Here is a 23,297-nt window from a genome sequence, read left to right as displayed (position 1 = left end):
TCGAAAATTGGACAGCCGCTGTTTTTCCTTAGACGACTGCAGCATAATGATCGCCTTCTTTAGCAGCGATACGATATGAATCTGCACCAATTCCGCTTCGTTCAGGAAGCCGCGCGCCGCAACCTCAACCTGACCGAAGCCGCCAAGGCGCTGCACACCTCGCAGCCCGGCGTGTCCAAGGCCATCATCGAGCTGGAAGAGGAATTGGGCGTGGACATCTTCGCGCGCCACGGCAAGCGGCTCAAGCGCATCACCGAGCCAGGCCAGCACGTGCTCAAGAGCATCGAGCTGATCATGCGCGAGGTCGGCAACCTCAAGCGCATCGGCGAACAATTCAGCGCCCAGGACAGCGGCACCCTCAGCATCGCCACCACCCACACGCAGGCGCGCTATGTGCTGCCCCTCCCCGTGGCCAAGCTGCGCGAGGCGTACCCCAAGGTCAACATCAGCCTGCACCAGGCCACGCCGCACGAGGTGGCGCGCATGGTGATCGACGAGGTGGCCGAGATCGGCATGGCCACGGAGTCGCTGGCCGACTATCCCGATCTGGTCACCCTGCCCTGCTATGAATGGCAGCATGTGCTGGTGATGCCCACCGCCCATCCACTGGCGCAAAAGGAGCGCCTGGGCCTGGACGACATCGCGCACGAGGCTCTCATCACCTACCACCCGTCGTTCACCGGCCGGGGCAAGATCGACCAGGCGTTCGCCGCCCGCAAGCTGCAGCCGCGCATCGTGCTGGAGGCCATCGACTCCGACGTGATCAAGACCTACGTGCGCCTGGGCCTGGGCATCGGCATCGTGGCCGAGATGGCGATGCGCGACGACCCGCTGGGCGACCTGGTGGTGCGGCCCGTGGGCCACCTCTTCGGCCAGAGCGTGGCGCGGGTGGCGTTCAAGCGTGGCGCCTACCTGCGCAACTTCGTCTACAAGTTCGCCGAGCTGCTGAGCGACCGCCTGAACCGCGAACTCATCGCCCGGGCCATGACCGGCCACGTGAACGATTACGAACTCTGACCCCCACCGCTTGCATACCAAGCGGCTTTCGTTCCGCATCGAACCTGCTCTTTTCCCAGACCGTCTTTCCAGCCAGCCCTTCGCGCCATGACTTCCACCGACATCGCACCGCGCACGCCCGCCTTTCCCAGCAAACTGCCCCAGGTGGGCACCACCATCTTCACGGTAATGTCGGCCCTGGCGGCCGAGCATGGCGCCGTGAACCTGGGCCAGGGTTTTCCGGACTTCCACTGCGACCCGGCGCTGATCGATACCGTGGACCGCGCCATGCGCGCCGGGCACAACCAGTACCCGCCCATGGCAGGCGTGCCTGCGCTGCGTGAAGCCGTGGCTGCCAAGATAGCAGCGCTCCATGCCCGCCGGTATGACGCCAACACGGAAATCACCATCACCGCTGGCGCCACCCAGGCGATCCTGACCGCCATCCTGGCGACGGTGCATGCGGGCGACGAGGTGATCGTGCTCGACCCCTGCTACGACAGCTACGCCCCCAATGTGGAACTGGCAGGCGGCACGGTAGTGCGGGTGCCGCTCACGCCGGGCAGTTTCCGGCCCGATTTCGGCAAGATCGCCGCGGCCATCACGCCGCGCACGCGCGCGCTCATCATCAACAGCCCGCACAACCCCAGCGCCACCATCTGGACGGCCGAGGACATGCGCACGCTGGAAGAACTGCTCGCTCCCACCGATGTGCTGCTCATCAGCGACGAGGTGTACGAGCACATGGTGTTCGACGGCGCGCAGCACGAGAGCGCGGCACGCTTTCCCGGCCTGGCAGCACGCGCGTTCATCGTGTCGAGCTTCGGCAAGACCTTCCACGTCACCGGCTGGAAGGTCGGCACCGTCGCGGCCCCGGCCGCGCTGACGGCGGAGTTTCGCAAGGTGCACCAGTTCAATGTATTCACCGTGAACACGCCGATGCAGCACGGCCTGGCGGCCTACCTGCAGAACGCGGCGCCCTACCTGCAATTGCCTGCTTTCTACCAGGCCAAGCGCGACCTGTTCCGCCAGGGGCTGGAAGGCTCGCGCCTTCGGTTGCTGCCCAGCACGGGAAGCTACTTCCAGTGCGTGGACATCTCGGCCGTGAGCGATCTGAACGAGTCCGACTTTTGCCAGTGGCTCACCCGCGAGGTGGGCGTGGCGGCGATCCCGCTGTCTGCCTTCTATGGCGACGGGTTCGACCAGCGTGTGGTGCGGTTTTGCTTTGCAAAGCAGGACGACACGCTGCGCCAGGCACTGCAGCGGCTGCGCAAGCTCTGATCACAAAGGGTGATCATTCTGGTTGTCCCGCCAACGCGTAGCGCAGCCAGTCAAGAAATTCCGGCCCTGTGCGACAGGGCATCAGCAAAGGCGCCATGGGGCGCGATGGGACGCCGCGCCCAAGTGGGCTGATGGAAACCGTCAGGTGCCCGCTGCAAATTCTGCTGACCTGCAGGCAACCAAAGACGGACGGTTGGGCACTCACGCTGCGACAACTCTCAAGGCGCCCCGTGCGTCACGCCATGCTCCTCAAGAATGCGCTCGTCTTCGTTCACCTGCTCGCCATGGCTGTTGCCGTGGGAAAGATGCTGGAGTATGACTTCCGGTTTCTTCGCTCCGTCCACCGCCCGATTTCAGCGCAGCAGTGGGAGAACCTGCTCCACACCAAGCGAACGATGACGGTGGCGTTGGGCGTGCTGTGGGTGACCGGGCTGGGCTTTCTCTACGTCGGCCAGGCACAGTACCCCGGGTATCTGGCCAACGAGAAACTCTGGATGAAAGTGCTCACCGTGTGCGTGCTGACGTTGAACGGAATGCTCATGCACCATTTCGCGTTTCCCTACATGCAGCAGGGCAAGGTCTTCCTGCAGTGGCCTCTGGGCCGGGTGCTGCTGCTGACTGGATTTGCCACCGTGTCTTCGATCTCGTGGCTATACGCATCGTTTCTCGGTATCGCACGCTCATGGAACGACACCGTGGCGTTCGGACATGCGCTTGGCGTCTATGTGGCGCTGCTGCTCCTGGCAGCCGCTGGCACGGCAGGGCTGATGGCTTTTTTGCACCACCGCCACGCCAGGGGCATTCAGCCGGGTCCACTGCCATGCACCGGCCCCCGTGGCGGCTGCCCGCGTTGAGTGGCATGCGCCGTCCGTGAATGCCCTGCAGCGCGAAACCCAGCGAAGTCAGTCGGCCAACCAGTCCCGCACGCAAAGCGAAAGCTGGAGGCTAGCGCGCATTCGGTGGCTTGCCAAAAGCGCTGATGGCCCGCCCTGCCCGTTCAGCCCACGCGAACGCCCAGGCCACCGATGAGCGCAGCGGCCTGATCCGTCGACAGCATCGCACCCTTGAACGATTGGGCCACGGTGGTCACCGTCAGGCCGCCCAGGTCCACCGAACGCAGGTCCGCGCCATCGAACCGTGCATTCTTCAGGTTCGCATCCCGCAGGCTGCCACCCTCGAAGACCGCGTCGCGGAAATCGCATCCAGCCAGGTCGGCTTCGGACAGATCCAATTGCTCCAGGCTGCGCTTGCGGAACGAAAGCCCGCGCAGGTCCGCGCCCACCAGTCGGCACTGGTGAAATTCCAGCCCCAAGGTGCTCGCCTGACTGAAATGCGCCCCCGTCAGCTTGGCCTCGGTGAACAGCACGCCCGCCAGCTTGGTGCCGGTCCAACGCGTGTTGTTGAAATCGCTGCTGCACAGCCGGGCGCCAGAAAGATCGGCCAAGCTGAAATCCGCTTGCCGCGCCTTGCAATCGAGCCAACGCGAATCCGCCAGCATCGCCTTATCGAAGCGCGTCTCGGCGAAGGTGCAATCCAGGAACCGGGCACCGCCCAGGTCCAGGCCGGAAAGGTCTTCTCCGTCGAACCGGCAGTGCTCGAACGCCAGCGGGCCATGCGGGCCTGCGAGGACCGCCACCAGCGCACCGCGCGAAAAAACCTGGTCGCTGAAAAGCGCGGAATCCATGTCGGAACGGGCCATCACGGTTCAATGCCCCGCGCTCTTGGAAAAGAGATTGACCACCAGCACCCCCGCGATGATCAGCCCCAGGCCGACCATCGCCGGCGCGTCGAGCCGCTGCCGAAACACCACCCAGCCCACCACCGAAATCAGCACGATGCCAACGCCCGACCAGATGGCATAGGCGACCCCCACCGGAATTGTCTTCAAGGCCAGCGAGAGTGCGTAGAACGAGGCGGCATACGCCACCCCGGTGATCAGGCTGGGCGCCAGGCGGGTGAATCCGTCAGACGCCTTGAGCGCGGTGGTGCCCACGACCTCCAAAGCGATGGCCAGTCCCAAGATGAGATAGCTGGGGTGCACGGTCATGGCGCGGTTCCTTGGGTGAGTTCGAGCAAAAGGGAAAGAAGGCGGTCCTTGCGGTCTGGCGGCGTGCCGTAGACATCCAGCAACTGGTCGAACCAGAAGCCGTCGGCCGCCAAGCGGCACAGGAACAATCGGTCCGTGGCGGCGGGGTCGGCACGGTCCTCGGCCAGCAGGACGCGCATCTTGGCGCTCCAGCGCTCGCGGCAGGCTGGCAACGCCAAGGCGAGCAAGGCAATGGCACGCTGCGTGAGGCGCTCTTCGGCAGTCTGGCCGCCTTGGAAACAGGTCTTCAGGTAGGCCCGCGCGTGCCGCCCCGGAGCCTCGGGCTCGGATTCGAGTGCCGCGGCGTAGAACACGTCGAATGCATCGAACAACTGATCGCACAGCGCATCCAGCAGCGCCTGCTTGGTGCGAAAGTGGTGCTGCAAGCCGCCTTTGGTCACGCCGGCACGGAGCGCGACAGCGTCCAAGGTGACCGCCTCCGGGCCGTCCTGCACCAGCAGATCGGCCGCCACGGCAAGCAACCGGGTGCGCACCCACTCGGGTTGCTTCAGGCGTTTATGGGCTTCAGACATACATACAAACCATCCGGATGGATTGTTTATTATGGCTTCGGCATCCACCATGGGGCTACCGATTCCTTGTCTTTTCCAGGGCTGATCCAGGCGCCGCTTGACCGCGCCCCGATAAGGATTGCAAGTTGCCTGTTTGGGGCGGCACGCCCGCTTCTCAGAGCAGCACGATGTCGTACTGCTCCTGTCCCACCGCCGTTTCAGCCTGCAACGAGATGGGCTTGCCGATGAAGTCCGACAGCCCGGCCAAGTGCTGGCTCTCCTCGTCGAGGAACAGCTCCACCACGCGCGGCGAGGCGACCACGCGAAACTCGCGCGGGTTGAACTGGCGCGCCTCGCGCAAGATTTCTCGCAGGATGTCGTAGCACACGCTGCGCGCGGTCTTCACAATGCCTTTGCCCTGGCAATGCTCGCAGGGTTCGCACAGCATGTGGGCCAGGGATTCGCGGGTGCGCTTGCGCGTCATCTCGACCAGGCCCAATTGCGAAAAGCCACCAGCCATGGTTTTGACCCGGTCGCGCGCGAGCTGCTTCTTGAATTCCGCGAGCACGGCCTGCTGGTGGTCTTCGCGCGCCATGTCGATGAAGTCCGCAATCACGATGCCGCCCAGATTGCGCAGCCGCAACTGCCTTGCGATGGCCTGCGCCGCCTCCAGGTTGGTCTTGAAAATGGTGTCGTCGAAATTGCGGGCGCCCACATAGCCACCCGTGTTCACATCGATGGTGGTCAGTGCTTCGGTCTGGTCCACGATCAGGTAGCCGCCCGACTTCAGATCGACGCGCCGGCCCAGGGCCCGGCCGATTTCCTCGTCGATGCCATACAGGTCGAAGATGGGCCGCTCGCCCTTGTACAACTGGAGCTTGGGCGCCGCAGCCGGCATGAATTCGTGGCCGAAGGCCTGCAGCGCGGAAAACTGTTCGCGCGAGTCGATGCGGATGGTGGCCGTTTCCTCCCCCACCAGATCGCGCAGCACGCGCTGAAGCAGGCTCAGATCCTGGTGCAACAGCGACATGGGTGGCAGGCGCAGCGAGGCGTCCTTGATGCGCGCCCAGGTCTTGCGCAGGTAGGCGATGTCTTCGGCCAGTTCGGCGTCGGTGGAATCTTCCCCATTGGTTCGCAGGATGAACCCGCCGCCGCCTCCCGACGCCTTGTCGCCCACCAGTGCCTGCAGCCGCCCGCGCAGGGCATCGCGCTCGTCGGCAGGAATCTTCTGCGACACGCCCACGTGGTCGTCCTGGGGCAGAAACACCAGCAGCCGTCCCGCGATGCTGATCTGCGTGGACAGGCGCGCGCCCTTGGTACCGATGGGGTCCTTGATGACCTGCACCATGAGCGACTGGCCTTCGAACACCTGTTTTTCAATGGGCACCGGCGGCTCGCCCTTGCGCGCGAACATGGGTGCCTCGCCGCCTTCCTGGCGGTGCCACACGTCCGCCACGTGCAGGAACGCCGCGCGCTCCAGCCCAATGTCGATGAACGCCGACTGCATGCCCGGCAGCACGCGCGAGACCTTGCCCAGATACACGTTGCCCACCAGGCCCCGCTCCAGGGTGCGTTCCACGTGCAATTCCTGCACCGCGCCGTGCTCGACCACCGCCACGCGGGTTTCTTGGGGGGACCAGTTGATCAGGATGTCTTGTTGCATGGGGTCGGAAAAAAGTGGCCGCCCATGATGCCTGAAACCCGCCTGCATGGCGGAGTCACTGGGCCCACATCGCCATTCAGCCGCGCAGCATGCCGGCCGAGCGCAGCAGCTGCGCCGTCTCGAACAAGGGCAATCCCATGATGCCGGTATAACTGCCGGCCAGGTGCGACACGTACTGCGCCGCGGGCCCCTGGATGCCATACGCGCCGGCCTTGCCCATGGGTTCGCCGCTGTCCACATACGCCGCGATCTGGGCGGGCGTGAGCGCGGCAAAGGTTACTTTTGAGACCGACAGCGTGACCGACCGCGTTTCGCCGTGCTGCAGGGCCACCGCCGTGAGCACGCGGTGCGTGCGCCCCGACAACTCGCCAAGCATGCGGCGCGCGTCGGCGGCATCCTCCGGCTTGCCGTAGATTGTGCGGCCCCAGGCCACCGTGGTGTCCGAGCAAAGGATGGGGGCATCCGTCAACCCACGCCGGGCACGGCGGGCGACGGCCGCATCGAGCTTGAGCCCCGTGACGCGCTGCACGTAGCGGGCGGGCGGCTCGCTGGCCAGCGGCACCTCGATGGCTTCTGCGTCTTCGGCCACATCGCCATCGGCATTGGGCAGCAGCAGTTCATGGCGAACCCCCAACTGCTCGAGCAGTTGGCGGCGGCGCGGGCTTTGGGATGCGAGATAGATGAAGGAAGGAATAGAGGACGGCACGGGGCGCGAGGATAGCCGATCGCTCGCGCGTGCCGCTTCGGTTCGCCGGCGCCGGCTTCGGGAACCAGCCGCCCTGCGCTGCCGGCCTTTTCAAGAATGGCGCATGACCTTCTTTCCCACACTGGAGACACCGCGGCTCAGGCTGCGCAAGATGGTGGCGGCCGATGCGCCGGCCATGCTCGCCATGCATTCGCATGCGGAGTCAAGGCAGTGGGCCGGCTACAACGCGATCCAAGACCTGGAGGGTGCGCTGGATTTCGTGAACTGGACCGATCAATTGACGCAGCGGCCCGTCCCAGGGTTCTGCTGGGCCATCGAGCGCAAGGACGCGCCGGGCATGATCGGGCAATGCAACTTCACGCAATGCGACGCCGCCACGCTCAGCGCCGCACTGGGCTATGAACTGGCGGCGCCGTACCAGGGCCAGGGCTTCATGAACGAAGCAATCGGCAGGGTGCTGAACTGGTGCTTCCTCCATCTCCAGCTGATGCGCATCAGCGCCACGGTGCATCCCGACAACCTGCCATCGATCCGCATGCTGCAGCGTTGGATGTTCCAGCGGGAAGGGTTGCTGCGCAGTGCAGGGTTCTGGAGCGGACGGCACCATGATCTGCTGTCCTTCAGCCTGCTGGCCACGGAGTTCGCGCCCGCCTATGCCCTGCAGGCGCCAGCCGCCAACCTCAGCGCAGCGGCTGCGCCGTCCGAAGAACTGGCCGAGGCCTGACACCGCGGGGTCGTCAGCGCTCATTCGCGGTGGTAGGGGTGCCCCGCGTTCACCGACCACGCCCGGTAAAGCTGCTCGATCAGCAGCACCCGCACCATGGCGTGCGGCAAGGTCAGGTCGGACAGCCGTATGCGCTCGTGCGCAGCCTGCCGAAAGGCGGGGTCCAGGCCATCGGGTCCGCCGATGACCAGGGCCACGTCGTCGCCCCCCAATTGCCAGCCTTTGAGGCGCTCTGCGAGTGCTTTGGTGGTGAGGGACGTGCCCCGCTCGTCCAGCGCCACCACACGGGTGCCGCGGGGTATGGCGGCCTCGATGCGCTCGCGCTCGGCGGCGTAGAGCGTCTCCAGCGTCTTGGAGCCGCGCGGCTCGGTCTTCACCGCCTTGAACTCGACCTTCAGTTCCGGAGGAAACCGCTTGGCGTAGTCGTCGTAGGCCGTCTGCGCCCAATCGGGCACCCGCTGGCCCACGGCCACGATCAGCAACTTCATCGATCGCTCAGGCGCTGGCTCAGCCCCTGCGGGTCGGCGACTTCTTGGCGGCGGGACGCTTGGCCGCCGTCTTCACGGTGGCAGCACGGGGCGCCGCCTTGGGGGCCGCAGCGGCGGTGGAGCGGCCCGGAGCCTTCTTGGCGGCGGGCTTGCCCGCCGTCTTCTTGGCGATGGGCTTGACCACCAGGGTTTTGATGGGCGCCTTGGCCACCGGCTTGGCGTTCGTCTTGGCCGCCGTCTTCGCGGTCGTCTTTGCAGGCGCGGCCTGCTTCACGGCGCCACGGCCGGCCGGCTTTGCGGTCGCCTTGGCTGCGGTCTTGGCCGGGGCTTTCGCAGCAGGTGCCTTGGCGGCGACCTTGCTCACGCCGGGCTTGCGGGCGGGTTGTTCGGGAGCGGCGGCGGCCTTCTTGGCGGCGGGCTTTTTCTTCGCAGTGCCTGCCGCGCCTTCCACGGCCTTGGGCTTGGCAGCGCCGAGCTTCAGGCGCACGGGGGTATCGCCCCAGATCTCTTCCAGGCGGTAGTACTGGCGGATGGCCGGCTGCATGATGTGCGCCACGGCGGCGCCGCAGTCCACGATGATCCACTCGCCGTTGTCCTCACCCTCGATGCGGGGCTTGCCGAAGCCCGCTTCACGCACCGCATCGCGCACGCTGGCCGCCAGCGCCTTGGTCTGGCGGTTGGAGGTGCCCGACGCCACGATCACGCGCTCGAACAGCGGCGAGAGGTGCTCGGTGTTGAACACCTGGATGTCTTGCGCTTTGACGTCTTCCAGGCCATCGACGATGGCGCGCTGGAGCTTGGTGACGTCTTTTTTGGCAGCGGATTCCGATTTGGAGGAGGTGGTCATCAGGCGTTTGTCTAAAAAGGATGGGGCCAATATAGCGTGCAACCCGGGCATCGGCCAATGCGGCGGGCCCGGGTGGCGATTCGGCCATCCCGCGCACATCAAGGGTGTTTTTGGCCTTCGGCGCTCATGGCATGAGCGCGAGCAGCTATTGAAATTATAGCTTTCGGCCTGTTTGCGAACGCACGGGCTGGGTTCAGAGCCAGTCCCGCCGCACCAGAAAGCGCCGCGTGAGCTCAGCCTCAGGCGAGCCCGGAGCCTCCTGGCGCTGGTACGACCAGCCCGCCATGGGCGGCATCGACAGCAAGATCGATTCGGTGCGCCCGCCCGACTGCAGGCCGAAGTGCGTGCCCCGGTCCCACACCAGGTTGAACTCCACATAGCGGCCGCGCCGGTAGCACTGGAACTCGCGCTGCCGATCACCGAACGGGATCGCCTGGCGCCGATGCACGATGGGCAGGTAGGCGCCCAGGAACGCGTCCCCCACGGACTGCACCATGCCCAGGCTGCGCTCGAAGCCCAGCTCGGAAAAATCGTCGAAGAAGATGCCTCCCACGCCACGCTGCTCGTTGCGGTGCTTGAGGTAGAAGTACTCGTCGCACCAGCGCTTGAAACGCAGGTACAGGCCCTCGCCGAAGGGGTTGAGCGCATCGCGGCAGGCTCGGTGAAAGTGCACCGCGTCTTCTTCGAAACCATAGTAGGGCGTGAGGTCCATGCCACCGCCGAACCAGCACACCGGCGCGCCTTCGGCCGGAGCCGCCACGATCATGCGCACGTTCATGTGCACCGTGGGCACATAGGGGTTGACCGGGTGGAACACCAGCGATACCCCCATGGCCTCGAACGGTGCGCCGGCCAGCTCGGGCCGGTGCTGCGTGGCCGATGGCGGCAGCGTGGCGCCCCGAACGTGCGAGAAGCCACAGCCCGCGCGCTCGAACACCCGGCCGCCCTCCAGAATGCGGGTGATGCCGTCGCCCTGCAGCGGTTCGCCCGGCGCCTTGCGCCACGCATCGTTCAGGAACCGGCCGCCACCGCGCGCTACAGGCCCTTCGATCTCTTCCAGGGCCGAGGTGATGCGTGCCTGCAGCCCTTCCAGGTAGGCCCGCACGCGGGTGGCCGTGTCGGCCGCGTTCAGGGCAGGCGTCGGTGCGGGTGCCGCCATCAGCTCTTCACCGCGCGGTGGCCGATGTCGCGGCGGTACTGCGCGCCATCGAAATGGATGCCACGGGCCACGTCGTACACACGCTGCTGCGCCTGCTTCACACTGTCGGCCAGCACGGTCACGCACAGCACGCGTCCGCCCGTGGTGTGCGGCACGCCGTCCTTCAGCGCCGTGCCGGCATGGAACACCATGGCTTCGTCGGCGTCCGCAGGCAGGCCAGTGATCGCATCGCCCTTGCGCGGATCTTCCGGGTAGCCGTGCGCGGCCATCACCACGCCCAGCGCGGTGCGGCGGTCCCATTGCAATTCGACCTGGTCAAGCTTGCCGTCCACCGCGGCGCCCAGCACATCGACGAAATCGCTCTTGAGGCGCATGAGGATCGGCTGTGTCTCGGGGTCACCCATGCGGCAGTTGAACTCCAGCGTCTTGGGGTGGCCGGTCGAATCGATCATCAGGCCGGCGTACAGGAAGCCCGTGTATGGAATGCCATCCTTTTCCATGCCACGGATGGTGGGCAGGATGATCTCGCGCATGGCGCGGGCGTGCACGTCGGCGGTGACCACGGGCGCGGGCGAATACGCGCCCATGCCACCGGTGTTGGGGCCCTGGTCGCCGTCCTTCAGGCGCTTGTGGTCCTGGCTGGTCGCCAGGGCGGTGACGTTCTTGCCGTCGCACAGCACGATGAAGCTGGCTTCCTCGCCTTGCAGGAACGCTTCGATCACGACGCGTGCGCCGCCTTCGTTGTGCGTCACGCCGTACTTGTTGTCCACCAGCATGAAGTCCACCGCGTCATGGGCCTCCTGCAGCGACATGGCCACCACCACGCCCTTGCCGGCCGCCAGGCCGTCGGCCTTGATGACGATCGGCGCTCCCAGCCGCTCCACGAAGGCATGGGCCGCCACCGGATCGGTGAAGGTGTCGTAGTCCGCCGTGGGAATGCCATGGCGGCGCATGAAGGCCTTGGAGAACGCCTTGGAGCTTTCGAGCTGCGCGGCAGCCTTCGTGGGCCCGAAGATGCGCAGTCCGTGCGCGCGGAATTCGTCCACCACGCCGGCGGCCAGAGGCGCCTCGGGGCCGACCACGGTGAGCGCGATCTTCTGCTCGTGCGCCCAGGCCCGCAGTTCGCGCACATCGGTGATGGCCACGTTCTCGAGCTTGGGATTCAGGGCCGTGCCGCCGTTGCCCGGCGCCACAAAGACCTTCGTGACCTTGGGAGACTGCGAAAGCTTCCAGGCCATGGCATGTTCACGGCCGCCGCCGCCAATCACGAGGACTTTCATACCGGACTCCGATGGGCCGCTGGCGGCAGGCAGGTGGGCCCTTCGGCGGGCAGGGGTCGATTGCAGAGGTTCAGGCTCATGTTCATAAGGCAGCGTTGTGATAGACCTCTTGCACGTCGTCCAGGTCTTCCAGCACGTCGAGGAGTTTTTGCATGCGCGCGGCGTCTTCGCCTTCGAGCTCGATGGTGTTTTCGGCGCGCATGGTGACCTCGGCCACCTCGGGCACCAGGCCGGCGGCCTCCAGCGCGTTCTTCACCGCTTCGAAATCGGCGTAGGCGGTGAGCACTTCGATGGCGCCGTCCTCGCCCGTGACCACATCCTCCGCGCCGGCTTCCAGCGCCACTTCCATCACCTGGTCCTCGCTGGTGCCCGGTGCGAAGATCAATTGGCCGCAGTGCTTGAACTGGAAGGCCACGGAGCCTTCGGTGCCCATGTTGCCGCCATGCTTGCTGAAGGCGTGGCGCACTTCGGCCACGGTGCGCACGCGGTTGTCGGTCATGGTGTCCACGATGATGGCCGCGCCGCCGATGCCGTAGCCTTCGTAGCGGATTTCCTCGTAGCTCACGCCTTCGGCATTGCCGGTGGCCTTGTCGATGTTGTACTTGATGCGGTCGGCCGGCATGTTCGCCGCCTTGGCCTTTTCGATGGCCAGACGCAACCGGGGATTGGCGGAGACATCGCCCCCGCCCGCCCGTGCCGCCACCGTGATCTCTCGAATGATCCGGGTCCAGATCTTGCCGCGCTTTTCATCCTGCCGACCTTTGCGGTGCTGGATGTTTGCCCATTTGCTGTGTCCTGCCACAGGAGTCCTTCTGGTATTGATTTAATCTACTGCCCGCGATTTTACTTTTGACGCACCCCACCCCACTCCGCACCCCGACGCCATGGCCGAACCTCTTCTCATTGCCAAGCATGGCACCACCGAATGCCATCTGCTGCCCGGCCTGGCCAACCGCCACGGCCTCATCACCGGTGCCACCGGCACGGGCAAGACGGTCACCCTGCAGACGCTGGCCGAAGGCTTCTCGCGCATCGGTGTGCCGGTGTTCATGGCCGACATCAAGGGTGACCTCACCGGCATCAGCCAACCGGGCAGTATCGGCGACAAGCTGGCGGCCACGCTCAAGGAGCGAGACCTTCCGCTGCCGGAGCCCCTGGCCTGCCCCACCACCCTGTGGGACGTGTTCGGCCAGCAAGGCCACCCGGTGCGCGCCACGGTGTCCGACATGGGCCCGCTGCTGCTGGGCCGCATGCTCAACCTGAACGAAACCCAGCTGGGCGTGCTCAACCTGGTTTTCAAGATCGCCGACGACAACGGCCTGCTGCTGCTCGACCTCAAAGACCTGCGGTCCATGCTCCAGTACGTCGGGGACAACGCCAAGGAATTCACGACAGGGTACGGCAATATCAGCGCCGCCAGCGTAGGCGCGATCCAACGGGGCCTGCTGCAGATCGAGCAGCAGGGTGGCACCCAGTTCTTCGGCGAGCCCATGCTCGACATCAACGACCTCATGCAGACGGTGGACGGGCGAGGTGTCGTGAACATCCTGGCCGCCGACAAGCTCATGAATTCGCCGCGCCTGTATGCCACCTTCTTGCTGTGGATGCTGTCGGAACTGTTCGAGCAGCTGCCCGAGATCGGCGACCCGGAAGTCCCTAAACTCGTCTTCTTCTTCGACGAGGCCCACCTGCTGTTCAACGAAGCGCCCAAGGTGCTCATCGAGCGCATCGAACTGGTGGTGCGGCTGGTGCGGTCCAAGGGCGTGGGCGTGTATTTCGTCACCCAGAACCCGCTCGACATTCCCGATAGCGTGCTGGCCCAGTTGGGCAACCGCGTGCAGCACGCGCTGCGCGCCTTCACGCCGCGCGACCAGAAAGCGGTGAAGGCCACGGCCACCACCATGCGCCAGAAGCCGGGCCTGGACATCGAAACCGCCATCACCGAACTGGCGGTGGGCGAGGCGCTGGTGAGCTTCCTGGACGCCAAGGGCCGGCCCAGCGTGACCGAGCGCGTGTTCGTGCTGCCCCCTGCCAGCCAGTTGGGGCCCATCACGCCCGCCCAGCGCCAGGCGTTGCTGGCCGGTTCGCTCGTCGCCGGCGTGTACGAGAAAGCCGTGGACCGTGAATCCGCCTACGAAAAGCTCCAGGGCCGCACCGAAGCCGCCGCCACGGCGCCCGCCGGCTCCAAGGGGGGCACCACCGACGGCGCGGGCGGCGGTGTCATGGGCGGGCTGAACGACGTGCTGTTCGGCTCGACCGGCCCACGCGGCGGCAAGCACGACGGGCTGGTGCAGACCATGGCCAAATCCGCCGTGCGCACCATGGGTACCTCGCTGGGCAAGGAGATCCTGCGCGGCGTGCTGGGCAGCCTGTTCGGCGGCCGCAAGCGCTGATGAATCCGCCCTCGCCAGAAAAACCAAGGAACCCTGCCATGATCGACCTGCACTACTGGACCACGCCCAACGGCCACAAGATCACGATGCTCCTCGAAGAGGCCGCATTGCCTTATCGCGTGCGGCCCGTGAACATCAGCCGGGGCGAGCAGTTCCAGCCCGACTTCCTGCGCATCGCACCCAACAACCGCATTCCCGCCATCGTGGACCATGCGCCCAAGGGGGGCGGCGAGCCCATTTCGGTGTTCGAATCCGGCGCCATCCTGCTGTATCTGTCCGACAAGACGGGAAAGTTCGTTCCCCAGGACCTGCGCGGCCGCACCGAAGCCCTGCAGTGGCTGTTCTGGCAAATGGGAGGCCTGGGTCCCATGGCGGGCCAGAACCACCACTTCACGCAATATGCGCCGGAGCCCATCGCCTACGCGATCGACCGCTACGTGAAGGAAACCGGGCGCCTGTATGGCGTGCTGGACAAGCACCTGTCCGATGGCCGCGAGTACATCGCCGGCACGTATTCCATCGCCGACATGGCCTGCTACCCCTGGATCGTTCCGCACGAGCGCCAGCGGCAGAACCTCAAGGACTTCCCGCACCTGGCGCAATGGTTCGAACGCATCCGCGAGCGACCCGCCACCGTACGGGCGTACGACCTGGTCCAGCGCATCAACACCGCCCCCACCGTGGACGAAGACGCGAAGAAGGTGCTGTTCGGGCAGGACGCCAGCACCGTGCGGCGCTGAAACCGCCCGCGCCTTCCAGCAGCGGCGTCAGACCCGGTCGCTGCGCGCCAGGTGGCTTTCCAGCCTGCGCAGCGCGCCGGTCAGCGCGAGCGTCATGATCCAGTAGGCCAGGGCAATCGCCAGATACGGCTCCCAGTAGCGCGAATAGGCCCCGGCCACGGTGCGCGCGGCATAGGCCATCTCGGCCAGGCCGATGGCGGAGATCAGCGAGGTGTCTTTCAGCAGCGCGATCGCGTTGTTGCCCAGCGGCGGCAGCATGCGGCGAAAGGCCTGCGGCAGCACCACGTAGCGCATCACCTGCCCGGGCGTGAAGCCCAGCGAGCGCCCCGCATCGGACTGCCCGCGCGCGATCGACTGGATGCCCGCGCGGAACACCTCCGAGATGTACGCGGCGGAATTGAGCGTGAGCGCCACGATCCCCGAGATCAGCGCGCCATGCTCCTGCTTGAGCGTGCGCGCGAAGTCGCCGGTCACCAGCAGGCCCGAGGTCGGATGGATGAACAGCGGCAGCACCGCGAAGTGCATCAGCAGGATCTGCACGAACAACGGCGTGCCGCGAAAGAAGCTCACATACACGGTGGATGGCCACCGCAGCAGATAGCGGCACACCCAGCTCAGCGGCGCATGGCGCGCCTGCGCCAGGCGGGCCAGCGCGAGCAACAGACCCCATGTGCCGCCCAGCAGCACGCACACCACCGTCACGCCGATCGTCATCCACGCGCCCTGGATGAACAGGTCCTTGTATTCCACCAGGATGTCCGGCCGGAACCAGCCAAACCACTCAACAGGCTCCATGGCCTCTTCCTCTCATTGGTCGCAGCGGGCTGGCAGGCGCCCGCAAAAACGGCCGCAGCGCGGCCGTGGTGTCATGCCGAAAAGCGGCGCGCCGCTCAGCGTGGCTTGTATTCCTTGCCGAACCACTTCTTGTAGATCTCGTTGTAGCTGCCATCGGCCCGTACGGCGGCCAGGCCGGCGTTGAGCTTGTCCTGCAGCGCCTTGTCGCCCTTCTTGACGACGATGCCGAAGCCCTCGACGGGGAACGCGGGGTCTTCCACCGTCTTCAGCGCGGCGTTCTGCGCCACGCGGTAGGCGATCACGCCGTTGTCGCCGATGGCCGCATCCACGCCGCCGCCCGCCAGTTCGGAAATGATGAGCGGCGTGCTTTCGAAGCGCCGGATGTTCGGGCTGGTCTTGCCGAACTCGCGCGAGGCCACGTCGTCCGCCGTGGAGGCATTCACCACGGCGATCTTCTTGCCTGCCAGGTCCTTCAGCGAGGCCACGGAGCTCGCCTTGGGCACGGCGATCAGCTGCTGCGCGGCAAAGTACGGCTCGGTGAAGTCGTAGCTCTGGCGGCGCTTGTCGTTGATGGTCACGCCGGAGATCACCAGATCCACATCGCCGTTGTTCAGCGCCGCGAAAATGCCGCTCCAGGGGGTGTTCACCACCTTGATCTTGAGCGACTGCTTCTTCGCGATGGCGTTGATGATGTCGATGTCGAAACCGACGATCTGCTTGTCCTTGTTCTCGAAGGCGAACGGCGCATAGGTGGCGCTGGAGGCCACGGTCAGCTCGCGGTCCTGCGCGTGGGCAGCCAGCGGAGCGGTCATTGCGGCAGCCAGGCCAAGGCCCAGGGCGAAAAGGCGGCGGGAGATTTGCATGGGGAGATGGGGCGGGAAAGCCCGGAAACAGGACCGGGAAGTATATCGGCCGGCCCCCCGTGCCTTCCTTGCGGTGCCGCCCAACGCCGCCGTCGCACAGGTGACGGCCGCCTTGGCGCCAACCCGCCTAGAGTGCGCCGCATGACCGATACCACCGACCTCCCCGCCCTCACCTGCTTTTCGCTCGCCATCACGGACCAGGTGGCGCATCTGGTGCTGAACCGGCCGGAGGCCCTGAACACCATGCACCCGGCGTTCTGGCGCGAGCTGGACACCGTGCTGGCGCGGCTGCACCGGTCGGGCGAGGCGCGCGCGCTCGTCATCAGCAGCACGGGCAAGCACTTTTCGGCCGGCATGGCGCTGGACACGTTCGGTGGCGCCATCGCCATGGACGACCAGAGCCCCGAAGGCCGCGCCGCCGTCTTCGACCTGCTGACCGACATGCAGGCCACGTTCACGCGTATCGAATCGCTGCGCATTCCCGTGATCGCCGCCATCCACGGCGGCTGCATCGGCGGCGCGGTGGACATGGTGACGGCCGCCTGCATCCGCTACGCCACGCAGGACGCGTTCTTCTGCATCCAGGAGATCAACATCGGCATGGTGGCCGACGTGGGCACGCTGCAGCGCCTGCCCAAGCTGATTCCACTGGGCATCGTCAAGGAGCTGGCCTATACCGGCCGGCGCCTGCTGGCACCACGCGCCCTGGCCTGCGGGCTGGTCAACGAACTGTTCGACACGCAGGCGGCGATGCTGGACGCGGCCCTGGCCTGCGCCCGCGAGATCGCCGCCAAGCCGCCGGTCGCCATCTGGGGCACCAAGCAGGCCGTGCACTATGCGCGCGACCACTCGGTGGACGACAGCCTGCGCCAGATGGGCTGGCTGCAGGGCGCGATCTGGAGCAACCGGCATGTGGGCGAGGCCGTGGACGCGATGCGTGGCAGGCGCGAGGGCGCCTTTCCTCCGCTCGCGCCGCTGCAGCGCTTCAGCGATGGAGGGTGAGCGATCGGTCCGCCCGGCCTGCGGGCTGCGACAGGCGGGCCTTTGCTATCAAATTCCATAGCTGCCTGCGCTTGCTGGGCTTGCGCTGCAGCCCATTTCGGCGCTCCGCCGCTCGCTGGCGGGCTATGATGCGTGCTCTTTCCGATCCCGTCTACGCGAGGACGCAGCCATGCCTACGCACATCCCGGCCCTGCCCACCTACACCGACGTCGCCGACGCGGCCCATCGGCTCCAGGGCGTCGCGCACCGCACGCCCGTGGCGCGCTCCAGCACGGCGGACCAGCAGTGCGGCGCCCAGCTCTTTTTCAAGTGCGAGAACCTGCAGCGCATGGGCGCCTTCAAGTTCCGCGGCGCCTACAACACCCTGGCGCAGTTCGACGCCACCCAGCGCGAAGGCGGCGTGCTGGCTTTTTCTTCCGGCAACCACGCGCAGGCCATCGCCCTCTCGGCCCGCCTGCTGGACATGCCCGCCCTGATCGTCATGCCCGAGGATGCGCCCACCGCCAAGATGGCTGCCACGCGCGAGTACGGCGCCCAGGTCGTCACCTACAACCGCTTCACCGAAGACCGCGAAGCCATCAGCCACCGGCTCGCGCAGGAGCGCGGCATGACCCTGGTGCCGCCGTTCGACCATCCGCACGTCATCGCCGGCCAGGGTACCGCCGCCAAGGAGCTGCTCGAAGAAGTGCCCGACCTCGACTACCTGTTCGTTTGCCTGGGCGGCGGCGGATTGCTGTCCGGCAGCCTTCTGGCCGCGAAGGCGCTGGCCCCGGACTGCCAGGTGATCGGCGTGGAGCCGGCCGCCGGCAACGACGCCCAGCAATCGCTGCGCGCCGGCCGCATCGTGCGCATCGACACGCCCCACACCATCGCCGACGGCGCGCAGACCCAGGCACTGGGCAGCATCACCTTTCCCATCATCCAGCGCGACGTGGCCGACATCGTCACCGCCACCGACGAGCAGCTGGTGCAGGCCATGCGCTTCTTCGCCGAGCGCATGAAGATCGTCGTGGAGCCCACCGGCGCCCTCGCCTTCGCGGGCGCCCTGCATGGCGGCGTGGACCTGCATGGCAAGCGCGTGGGCATCATCGTGAGCGGCGGCAACGTCGACCTGGCGCGGTACGCACGCTTTCTGGCAGACTGATCCGCGCCCCGCGCCGCCCCTGGGCGGCGACGCACGCACCTTTTCTTTCCCCTGCCCCCTGCAGACCGGTTTTCCAGCTTTTCACTTTCCCAACAAGAGGCCCCAGCCCATGAGCAATGTCCACGTCATCACCCATCCCCTGGTCCAGCACAAGCTGACCCTGATGCGCAAGAAGGACGCCAGCACCAACAGCTTTCGCCGCCTGCTCGGCGAACTCAGCACCCTGATGGCCTACGAGGTCACGCGCGACATGCCGCTGCAGGACGTGCAGATCGAAACCCCGCTGGAAACCATGACGGGCCAAGTGATCGACGGCAAGAAGCAGGTGCTCGTGTCCATCCTGCGCGCCGGCAACGGCTTTCTGGACGGCATGCTCAACGTGATCCCGGGCGCCCGCGTGGGCCACATCGGCCTGTACCGCGACCCGCAGACACTGCAGCCGGTCGAGTACTACTTCAAGATGCCGTCCGAAATGGAAGAGCGCGACATCATCGTCGTGGACCCCATGCTCGCCACCGGCAACTCCGCCGCGGCCGCGGTGGACCGCCTGAAGAAACTCAACCCCCGCTCGATCAAGTTCGTCTGCCTGCTGGCCGCACCGGAAGGCGTGGCCACCTTGCAAAAGGCCCATCCCGACGTGCCGATCTACACCGCCGCGATCGACCGCGAACTGAATGACCACGGCTACATCCTGCCCGGGCTGGGCGATGCCGGGGACCGGATCTTCGGGACGAAATGAATCACGGGGTGAATGACTGGCGCGCATTTTGCATGCGCTGCTGGCTTCCTGCATCGACCTCTTTTCCCCTGCAAAAGGACGCTCCATGACCTCTCGCCGCCTCTTCACCGGCCGCCTGTTCTGCACCTCCCTGGCCATCTCCGCCACCCTGGGCCTGGCGCCCACGCTGGCCTTCGCGCAGGCCAAGCTGAAGGTGGCGGCGATCTACACGGTGCCCTATGAACAGCAATGGGTGAGCCGCATCCACAAGGCGCTCAAGGCGGCGGAAACGCGTGGCGAGATCGAATACAAGAGCAGCGAGAACGTGGCCAATGCCGATTACGAGCGCGTGATGCGCGAGTACGCCACCGGGGGCAACCAGCTGATCTTCGGCGAGGTGTTCGGCGTGGAGGCCGCCGCGCGCAAGGTGGCCAAGGACTTTCCCAAGACGGCCTTCGTGATGGGCTCCTCGGGCAAGCCGCAGGCGCCCAATTTCAGCGTGTTCGACAACTACATCCAGGAGCCGGCCTACCTGTCCGGCATGGTGGCGGGCGGCATGACCCGCACGAACAAGATCGGCATGGTGGGCGGCTTTCCGATTCCGGAGGTCAACCGCCTGATGCACGCCTTCATGGCCGGCGCGAAGGAGGTGAACCCGAAGGCCGAGTTCACCATCACCTTCATCAACAGCTGGTTCGACCCGCCGAAGGCCAAGGAGGCGACCTTCGCCATGATCGACAAGGGCGCCGACGTGCTGTATGCCGAGCGTTTCGGCGTGTCCGACGCCGCCAAGGAAAAGGGCAAGCTGGCCATCGGCAATGTGATCAACACGCAGGCCCAGTACCCGGACACGGTGGTGGCCTCGGCGCTGTGGCACATGGAGCCCAGCGTGGACCGCGCGATCGCGCTGGTCAAGGAAGGCAAGTTCGCCGCCGAGGACTACGGCCCCTATTCGATGATGAAGCACAAGGGCTCCGAACTCGCGCCGCTGGGCACGTTCGAGAAGAAGGTGCCGGCCGAGGTCGTGGCCAAAGTGAAGGCCAGGGAGGCCGACATCCTGGCGGGCAAGTTCACCGTGAAGGTGGACGACAGCCAGCCCAAGTCCACGGCCAAGTGATGCGCGCGCGCTGCGCCGGGCGGAGCACGCCGCGTGGGTGAGCCCGCCGCCTGCCCGCCGTCGGCCGAGGCCGGGCCGCCCGTGCTGCGCCTTCGCGGCATCACCAAGCGGTTCGGCCCGCTGGTCGCCAACGATGGCATCGACCTGACCCTCGCCCGGGGCGAGGTGCTGGCGCTGCTGGGCGAAAACGGCGCGGGCAAGTCCACGCTGATGTCGATCCTCTTCGGCCACTACCGGGCCGATGCGGGGCACATCGAGGTCTTCGGCCAGCCGCTGCCGCCGGGCCAGCCCCGCGCGTCGCTGGCGGCCGGCATCGGCATGGTGCACCAGCACTTCACGCTGGCCGACAACCTGAGCGTGCTCGATAACGTGATGCTGGGCAGCGAGCCGCTGTGGCAGCCGTTCTCGCGCCGGGCCGCGGCCCGCGCGCGGCTTCTGGACGTCTCGGCCCGGTTCGGCCTGCCGGTGGTGACCGATGCCCGCGTGGGCAGCCTCTCGGTGGGCGAACGGCAGCGCGTGGAAATCCTGAAAGCGCTGTACCGCGGCGCCCGCATCCTGATCCTGGACGAACCCACCGCGGTGCTCACGCCGCAGGAGAGCGAGGCGCTGTTCCACACCCTGGCCCAGATGGTGGCGCAGGGCCTGTCGATCGTGTTCATCAGCCACAAGCTGGGCGAGGTGCTGCGCGTGTCGCACCGCATCGCCGTGCTGCGGCAGGGCCGGCTCGTGGCCGAGGCGCCCGCGCGGGGCACCACGCAGGGCCAGCTCGCGCAGTGGATGGTGGGCCATGCGGTGGAGATGGCCGCGCGCAGCCCGGCCCGCGCGGTGGGTGCGCCGGTGTGCACCCTGGACGACGTGCGGACGCAGGCGTCGGCGCGGTCGGCGCACGACGCGCTGCAGGGCGTGAGCCTCACGCTGCATGCGGGCGAGATCGTGGCCATCGCGGGCGTGTCGGGCAATGGCCAGGTGGCGTTGGCCGATGTGCTGTGCGGCGTGCGTGCCCCCACGGGCGGCACCGCCACGCTGCTGGGCGCCCCGCTGGCCGCCCGGCCCACCCGGCTGGTGGCACAGGGCGTGGCCCGCATTCCTGAAGACCGCCATGCCGTGGGTGTGGTGGGCGATTTGCCGGTGTGGGAGAACGCGGTGTCCGAGCGCCTGTCCAGCCGATGGTTCTCGCGCGGCGCGTTCGCCGGCTTCTGGATACGGCGCGGCGTGGCGCGCCAGCATGCCCGGCGCGTGGCCGAGATGTTCGACGTGCGCGGCGGCGGGCTGGACGCGCCGGCGCGGTCGCTGTCGGGCGGCAACATGCAAAAACTCATCCTGGGCCGGGCCCTGCTGCCGCCGGGCGACGGAACGCAACCGGCCCCCCGCCTGATCGTGGCGCACCAGCCCACCTGGGGCCTGGACATCGGCGCGGTCACGTTCGTGCAGCGGCAGCTGGTGGCGGCGCGCGATGCCGGCGCGGCCGTGCTGCTGGTCTCCGACGACCTGGACGAGGTGCTGGCGCTGGGCGACCGCGTGGCGGTGATGCACGCCGGGCACCTGAGCGAAGCCCGCCCCGCCGAGGGCTGGACGCGCGAGGCCATCGGCCTGGCCATGGCCGGAGCAGACCCCGGCGGGGCCCGCGGCAGCGCCGACGCCGCACCGGCCACCGTGGCGCCCGCGCCTGAAAGCGACACCCCATGAGACTGGAAAAACGCGAGCGCACTTCGGCGCTGGCCTATGTGGCGGCCCCGGTCGGCGCGGTGGCCTTCACCCTGCTGGTGAGCGCCCTGCTGGTGCTGTGGGCCGGCGCCCCCGTGGGGCGCACCTACGCGCTGCTGGCGCAGGGCGCGTTCGGCTCGGTGTTCGCGCTGACCGAGACCTTGACGCGCGCCACGCCGCTCATCCTGACGGGGCTGTCCGCGGCCGTGGCGTTCCGCGCGCGGCTCTTCAACATCGGCGCGGAGGGCCAGCTGTATGCCGGCGCGATCGCGGCGGTGGCGGTGGGCGGCATGCATGGCGGCACCGGCCTGCAATGGCCCGTGCCGGTGCTGTTTCCGCTCATGATGCTGGCCGCCGCGCTGGCCGGGGCCGCCCTGCTGCTGGGGCCGGCGCTGATGAAGGCGCGGCTCGGCGTCGACGAGGTGGTGACCACGCTGCTGCTGAACTTCGTGATGCTGCTGCTGGTGTCCGCTCTGCTCGACGGTCCGATGAAAGACCCCCTCGCCCTCGGCTGGCCGCAAAGCGTGGCGCTGCAAGGCGAGCTGGAACTGTCGCGCCTGGTTCCGCAGACGCGGCTGCACACCGGCCTGCTGTGGGCCGTGGGGCTGGCCGTGCTGCTGTGGGCGCTGCTCACGCGCACGGTGCCGGGTTTCGAGATCCGCGCGGCGGGGGCCAATGCCCGCGCGGCGGCGTTCGCCGGCGTGCCGATCACGCGCACGGTGGTGCTGGTGGCCCTGCTCTCGGGCGGCCTGGCAGGGCTGGCAGGCGCCATCGAGGTGGCGGGCCGCACCAGCTACGTGACGCTGGACATGTCGCCAGGCTATGGCTACAGCGGCATCGTGATCGCCATGCTGGCGGGCCTGCACCCGCTGGGCGTGGTGGCCGCGGGCGTCTTCGTGGCGGGGGTGCTCGTGGGGGCGGACAGCATGAGCCGCGCGGTGGGTGTTCCCACCTACATCGCCGACGTGATCGTGGCGGCCTCGCTGATCGCGGTGCTGGTGGCGGGGCTGCTCGCGCAGTACCGGGTGCGCTGGAAGTGATGGAGGAGCATGCCATGACCGATTTCAAGCCGAATCGCC

Annotated in this window: 24 protein-coding genes; 12 read left to right on the top strand and 12 right to left on the bottom strand. The window is 67.1% G+C overall.

What is annotated here, in order from left to right; genetic code table 11:
• Positions 1-75: 75 nt before the first annotated feature.
• The 3 genes from R1Z03_RS09060 to R1Z03_RS09050 all read left to right on the top strand — a co-directional run bounded on the left by R1Z03_RS09060 (position 76) and on the right by R1Z03_RS09050 (position 3,131).
• Positions 76-1,017: a CysB family HTH-type transcriptional regulator gene (locus R1Z03_RS09060; protein WP_092743937.1), complete on the top strand. Its 942-nt coding sequence runs from the start codon at positions 76-78 to the stop codon at positions 1,015-1,017.
• Between the two features lie 87 nt (positions 1,018-1,104).
• Positions 1,105-2,277 carry a pyridoxal phosphate-dependent aminotransferase gene (locus R1Z03_RS09055; RefSeq protein WP_317358855.1) on the top strand — a complete coding sequence of 391 codons (1,173 nt, stop codon included), beginning with the start codon at positions 1,105-1,107 and terminating at the stop codon, positions 2,275-2,277.
• A 242-nt stretch (positions 2,278-2,519) separates the two neighbouring features.
• Entirely contained in the window at positions 2,520-3,131 is a 612-nt protein-coding gene (locus R1Z03_RS09050) for a hypothetical protein (protein WP_317358852.1), read from the top strand.
• Between the two features lie 143 nt (positions 3,132-3,274).
• Here the strand turns inward: R1Z03_RS09050 and R1Z03_RS09045 are convergent, their stop codons facing one another.
• The 5 genes from R1Z03_RS09045 to R1Z03_RS09025 form a co-directional block, all read right to left on the bottom strand.
• A complete protein-coding gene (locus R1Z03_RS09045; protein WP_317358850.1) occupies positions 3,275-3,961 on the bottom strand; it encodes a pentapeptide repeat-containing protein in 687 nt (228 codons plus the stop codon).
• A 21-nt stretch (positions 3,962-3,982) separates the two neighbouring features.
• Positions 3,983-4,324: an SMR family transporter gene (locus tag R1Z03_RS09040; RefSeq protein WP_284430867.1), complete on the bottom strand. Its 342-nt coding sequence runs from the start codon at positions 4,322-4,324 to the stop codon at positions 3,983-3,985.
• Positions 4,321-4,896, bottom strand: a complete 576-nt coding sequence (locus tag R1Z03_RS09035) for a TetR/AcrR family transcriptional regulator (protein WP_317358847.1) — start codon at positions 4,894-4,896, stop codon at positions 4,321-4,323. Before R1Z03_RS09035 ends, R1Z03_RS09040 begins: the two co-directional genes overlap by 4 nt.
• Positions 4,897-5,050: 154 nt before the next feature.
• Positions 5,051-6,538, bottom strand: a complete 1,488-nt coding sequence (gene rng, locus R1Z03_RS09030) for a ribonuclease G (RefSeq protein ID WP_284400347.1) — start codon at positions 6,536-6,538, stop codon at positions 5,051-5,053.
• Positions 6,539-6,614: 76 nt separating this feature from the next.
• Positions 6,615-7,232: a Maf family protein gene (locus tag R1Z03_RS09025; protein WP_317360315.1), complete on the bottom strand. Its 618-nt coding sequence runs from the start codon at positions 7,230-7,232 to the stop codon at positions 6,615-6,617.
• Positions 7,233-7,347: 115 nt separating this feature from the next.
• Here R1Z03_RS09025 and R1Z03_RS09020 point away from each other — a divergent pair, with 115 nt between their 5' ends.
• The gene (locus R1Z03_RS09020) at positions 7,348-7,968 is read left to right on the top strand and encodes a GNAT family protein (protein ID WP_317358842.1); all 621 of its coding nucleotides are present in this window, start codon (positions 7,348-7,350) and stop codon (positions 7,966-7,968) included.
• Between the two features lie 20 nt (positions 7,969-7,988).
• On the opposite strand, the gene rlmH is transcribed toward R1Z03_RS09020, so the two are convergent.
• The 5 genes from rlmH to R1Z03_RS08995 all read right to left on the bottom strand — a co-directional run bounded on the left by rlmH (position 7,989) and on the right by R1Z03_RS08995 (position 12,544).
• The gene (gene rlmH, locus R1Z03_RS09015; RefSeq protein WP_317358840.1) at positions 7,989-8,456 is read right to left on the bottom strand and encodes a 23S rRNA (pseudouridine(1915)-N(3))-methyltransferase RlmH; all 468 of its coding nucleotides are present in this window, start codon (positions 8,454-8,456) and stop codon (positions 7,989-7,991) included.
• 19 nt (positions 8,457-8,475) lie between these two features.
• Complete coding sequence (rsfS, locus tag R1Z03_RS09010; RefSeq protein WP_317358838.1) at positions 8,476-9,303, bottom strand: ribosome silencing factor; 828 nt, start codon at positions 9,301-9,303, stop codon at positions 8,476-8,478.
• Between the two features lie 193 nt (positions 9,304-9,496).
• The gene (gene hemF / locus R1Z03_RS09005) at positions 9,497-10,462 is read right to left on the bottom strand and encodes an oxygen-dependent coproporphyrinogen oxidase (RefSeq protein WP_284430863.1); all 966 of its coding nucleotides are present in this window, start codon (positions 10,460-10,462) and stop codon (positions 9,497-9,499) included.
• Entirely contained in the window at positions 10,462-11,742 is a 1,281-nt protein-coding gene (purD, locus tag R1Z03_RS09000; RefSeq protein ID WP_317358836.1) for a phosphoribosylamine--glycine ligase, read from the bottom strand. The genes hemF and purD overlap by 1 nt, the downstream gene beginning before the upstream one ends.
• An 82-nt stretch (positions 11,743-11,824) precedes the next feature.
• Positions 11,825-12,544, bottom strand: coding sequence for a YebC/PmpR family DNA-binding transcriptional regulator (locus tag R1Z03_RS08995; RefSeq protein ID WP_272563766.1), 720 nt, complete (start codon positions 12,542-12,544; stop codon positions 11,825-11,827).
• Between the two features lie 82 nt (positions 12,545-12,626).
• On the opposite strand from R1Z03_RS08995, the gene R1Z03_RS08990 reads away from it, so the two are divergent.
• Positions 12,627-14,135 (top strand): helicase HerA-like domain-containing protein, encoded by a 1,509-nt coding sequence (locus R1Z03_RS08990; RefSeq protein ID WP_284430861.1) that lies wholly within the window; start codon positions 12,627-12,629, stop codon positions 14,133-14,135.
• Positions 14,136-14,173: 38 nt separating this feature from the next.
• Positions 14,174-14,875 carry a glutathione binding-like protein gene (locus R1Z03_RS08985; RefSeq protein ID WP_317358833.1) on the top strand — a complete coding sequence of 234 codons (702 nt, stop codon included), beginning with the start codon at positions 14,174-14,176 and terminating at the stop codon, positions 14,873-14,875.
• Between the two features lie 27 nt (positions 14,876-14,902).
• Here the strand turns inward: R1Z03_RS08985 and R1Z03_RS08980 are convergent, their stop codons facing one another.
• Positions 14,903-15,670 (bottom strand): amino acid ABC transporter permease, encoded by a 768-nt coding sequence (locus R1Z03_RS08980; protein ID WP_272563769.1) that lies wholly within the window; start codon positions 15,668-15,670, stop codon positions 14,903-14,905.
• 95 nt (positions 15,671-15,765) lie between these two features.
• Positions 15,766-16,533, bottom strand: coding sequence for a basic amino acid ABC transporter substrate-binding protein (locus R1Z03_RS08975; RefSeq protein WP_272563770.1), 768 nt, complete (start codon positions 16,531-16,533; stop codon positions 15,766-15,768).
• Positions 16,534-16,674: 141 nt separating this feature from the next.
• Here R1Z03_RS08975 and R1Z03_RS08970 point away from each other — a divergent pair, with 141 nt between their 5' ends.
• The 6 genes from R1Z03_RS08970 (at position 16,675) to R1Z03_RS08945 (ending at position 23,258) form a co-directional block, all read left to right on the top strand.
• Positions 16,675-17,535, top strand: coding sequence for an enoyl-CoA hydratase-related protein (locus tag R1Z03_RS08970; protein WP_317358830.1), 861 nt, complete (start codon positions 16,675-16,677; stop codon positions 17,533-17,535).
• Between the two features lie 169 nt (positions 17,536-17,704).
• Positions 17,705-18,679 carry a threo-3-hydroxy-L-aspartate ammonia-lyase gene (locus R1Z03_RS08965; RefSeq protein ID WP_317358828.1) on the top strand — a complete coding sequence of 325 codons (975 nt, stop codon included), beginning with the start codon at positions 17,705-17,707 and terminating at the stop codon, positions 18,677-18,679.
• 109 nt (positions 18,680-18,788) lie between these two features.
• Positions 18,789-19,418 carry a uracil phosphoribosyltransferase gene (upp, locus tag R1Z03_RS08960; protein WP_272552393.1) on the top strand — a complete coding sequence of 210 codons (630 nt, stop codon included), beginning with the start codon at positions 18,789-18,791 and terminating at the stop codon, positions 19,416-19,418.
• An 85-nt stretch (positions 19,419-19,503) separates the two neighbouring features.
• Positions 19,504-20,514 carry a BMP family protein gene (locus tag R1Z03_RS08955; protein ID WP_284400379.1) on the top strand — a complete coding sequence of 337 codons (1,011 nt, stop codon included), beginning with the start codon at positions 19,504-19,506 and terminating at the stop codon, positions 20,512-20,514.
• A gap of 33 nt (positions 20,515-20,547) precedes the next feature.
• Complete coding sequence (locus R1Z03_RS08950) at positions 20,548-22,200, top strand: ABC transporter ATP-binding protein (RefSeq protein ID WP_317358823.1); 1,653 nt, start codon at positions 20,548-20,550, stop codon at positions 22,198-22,200.
• Positions 22,197-23,258, top strand: a complete 1,062-nt coding sequence (locus R1Z03_RS08945) for an ABC transporter permease (RefSeq protein ID WP_284406417.1) — start codon at positions 22,197-22,199, stop codon at positions 23,256-23,258. The genes R1Z03_RS08950 and R1Z03_RS08945 overlap by 4 nt, the downstream gene beginning before the upstream one ends.
• Positions 23,259-23,297: the final 39 nt, after the last annotated feature.

The sequence above is a fragment of the Acidovorax sp. BLS4 genome (assembly GCF_032929295.1).
GTDB lineage: Bacteria > Pseudomonadota > Gammaproteobacteria > Burkholderiales > Burkholderiaceae_C > Paracidovorax.
This window is presented reverse-complemented; position numbering and strand designations above follow the sequence as displayed.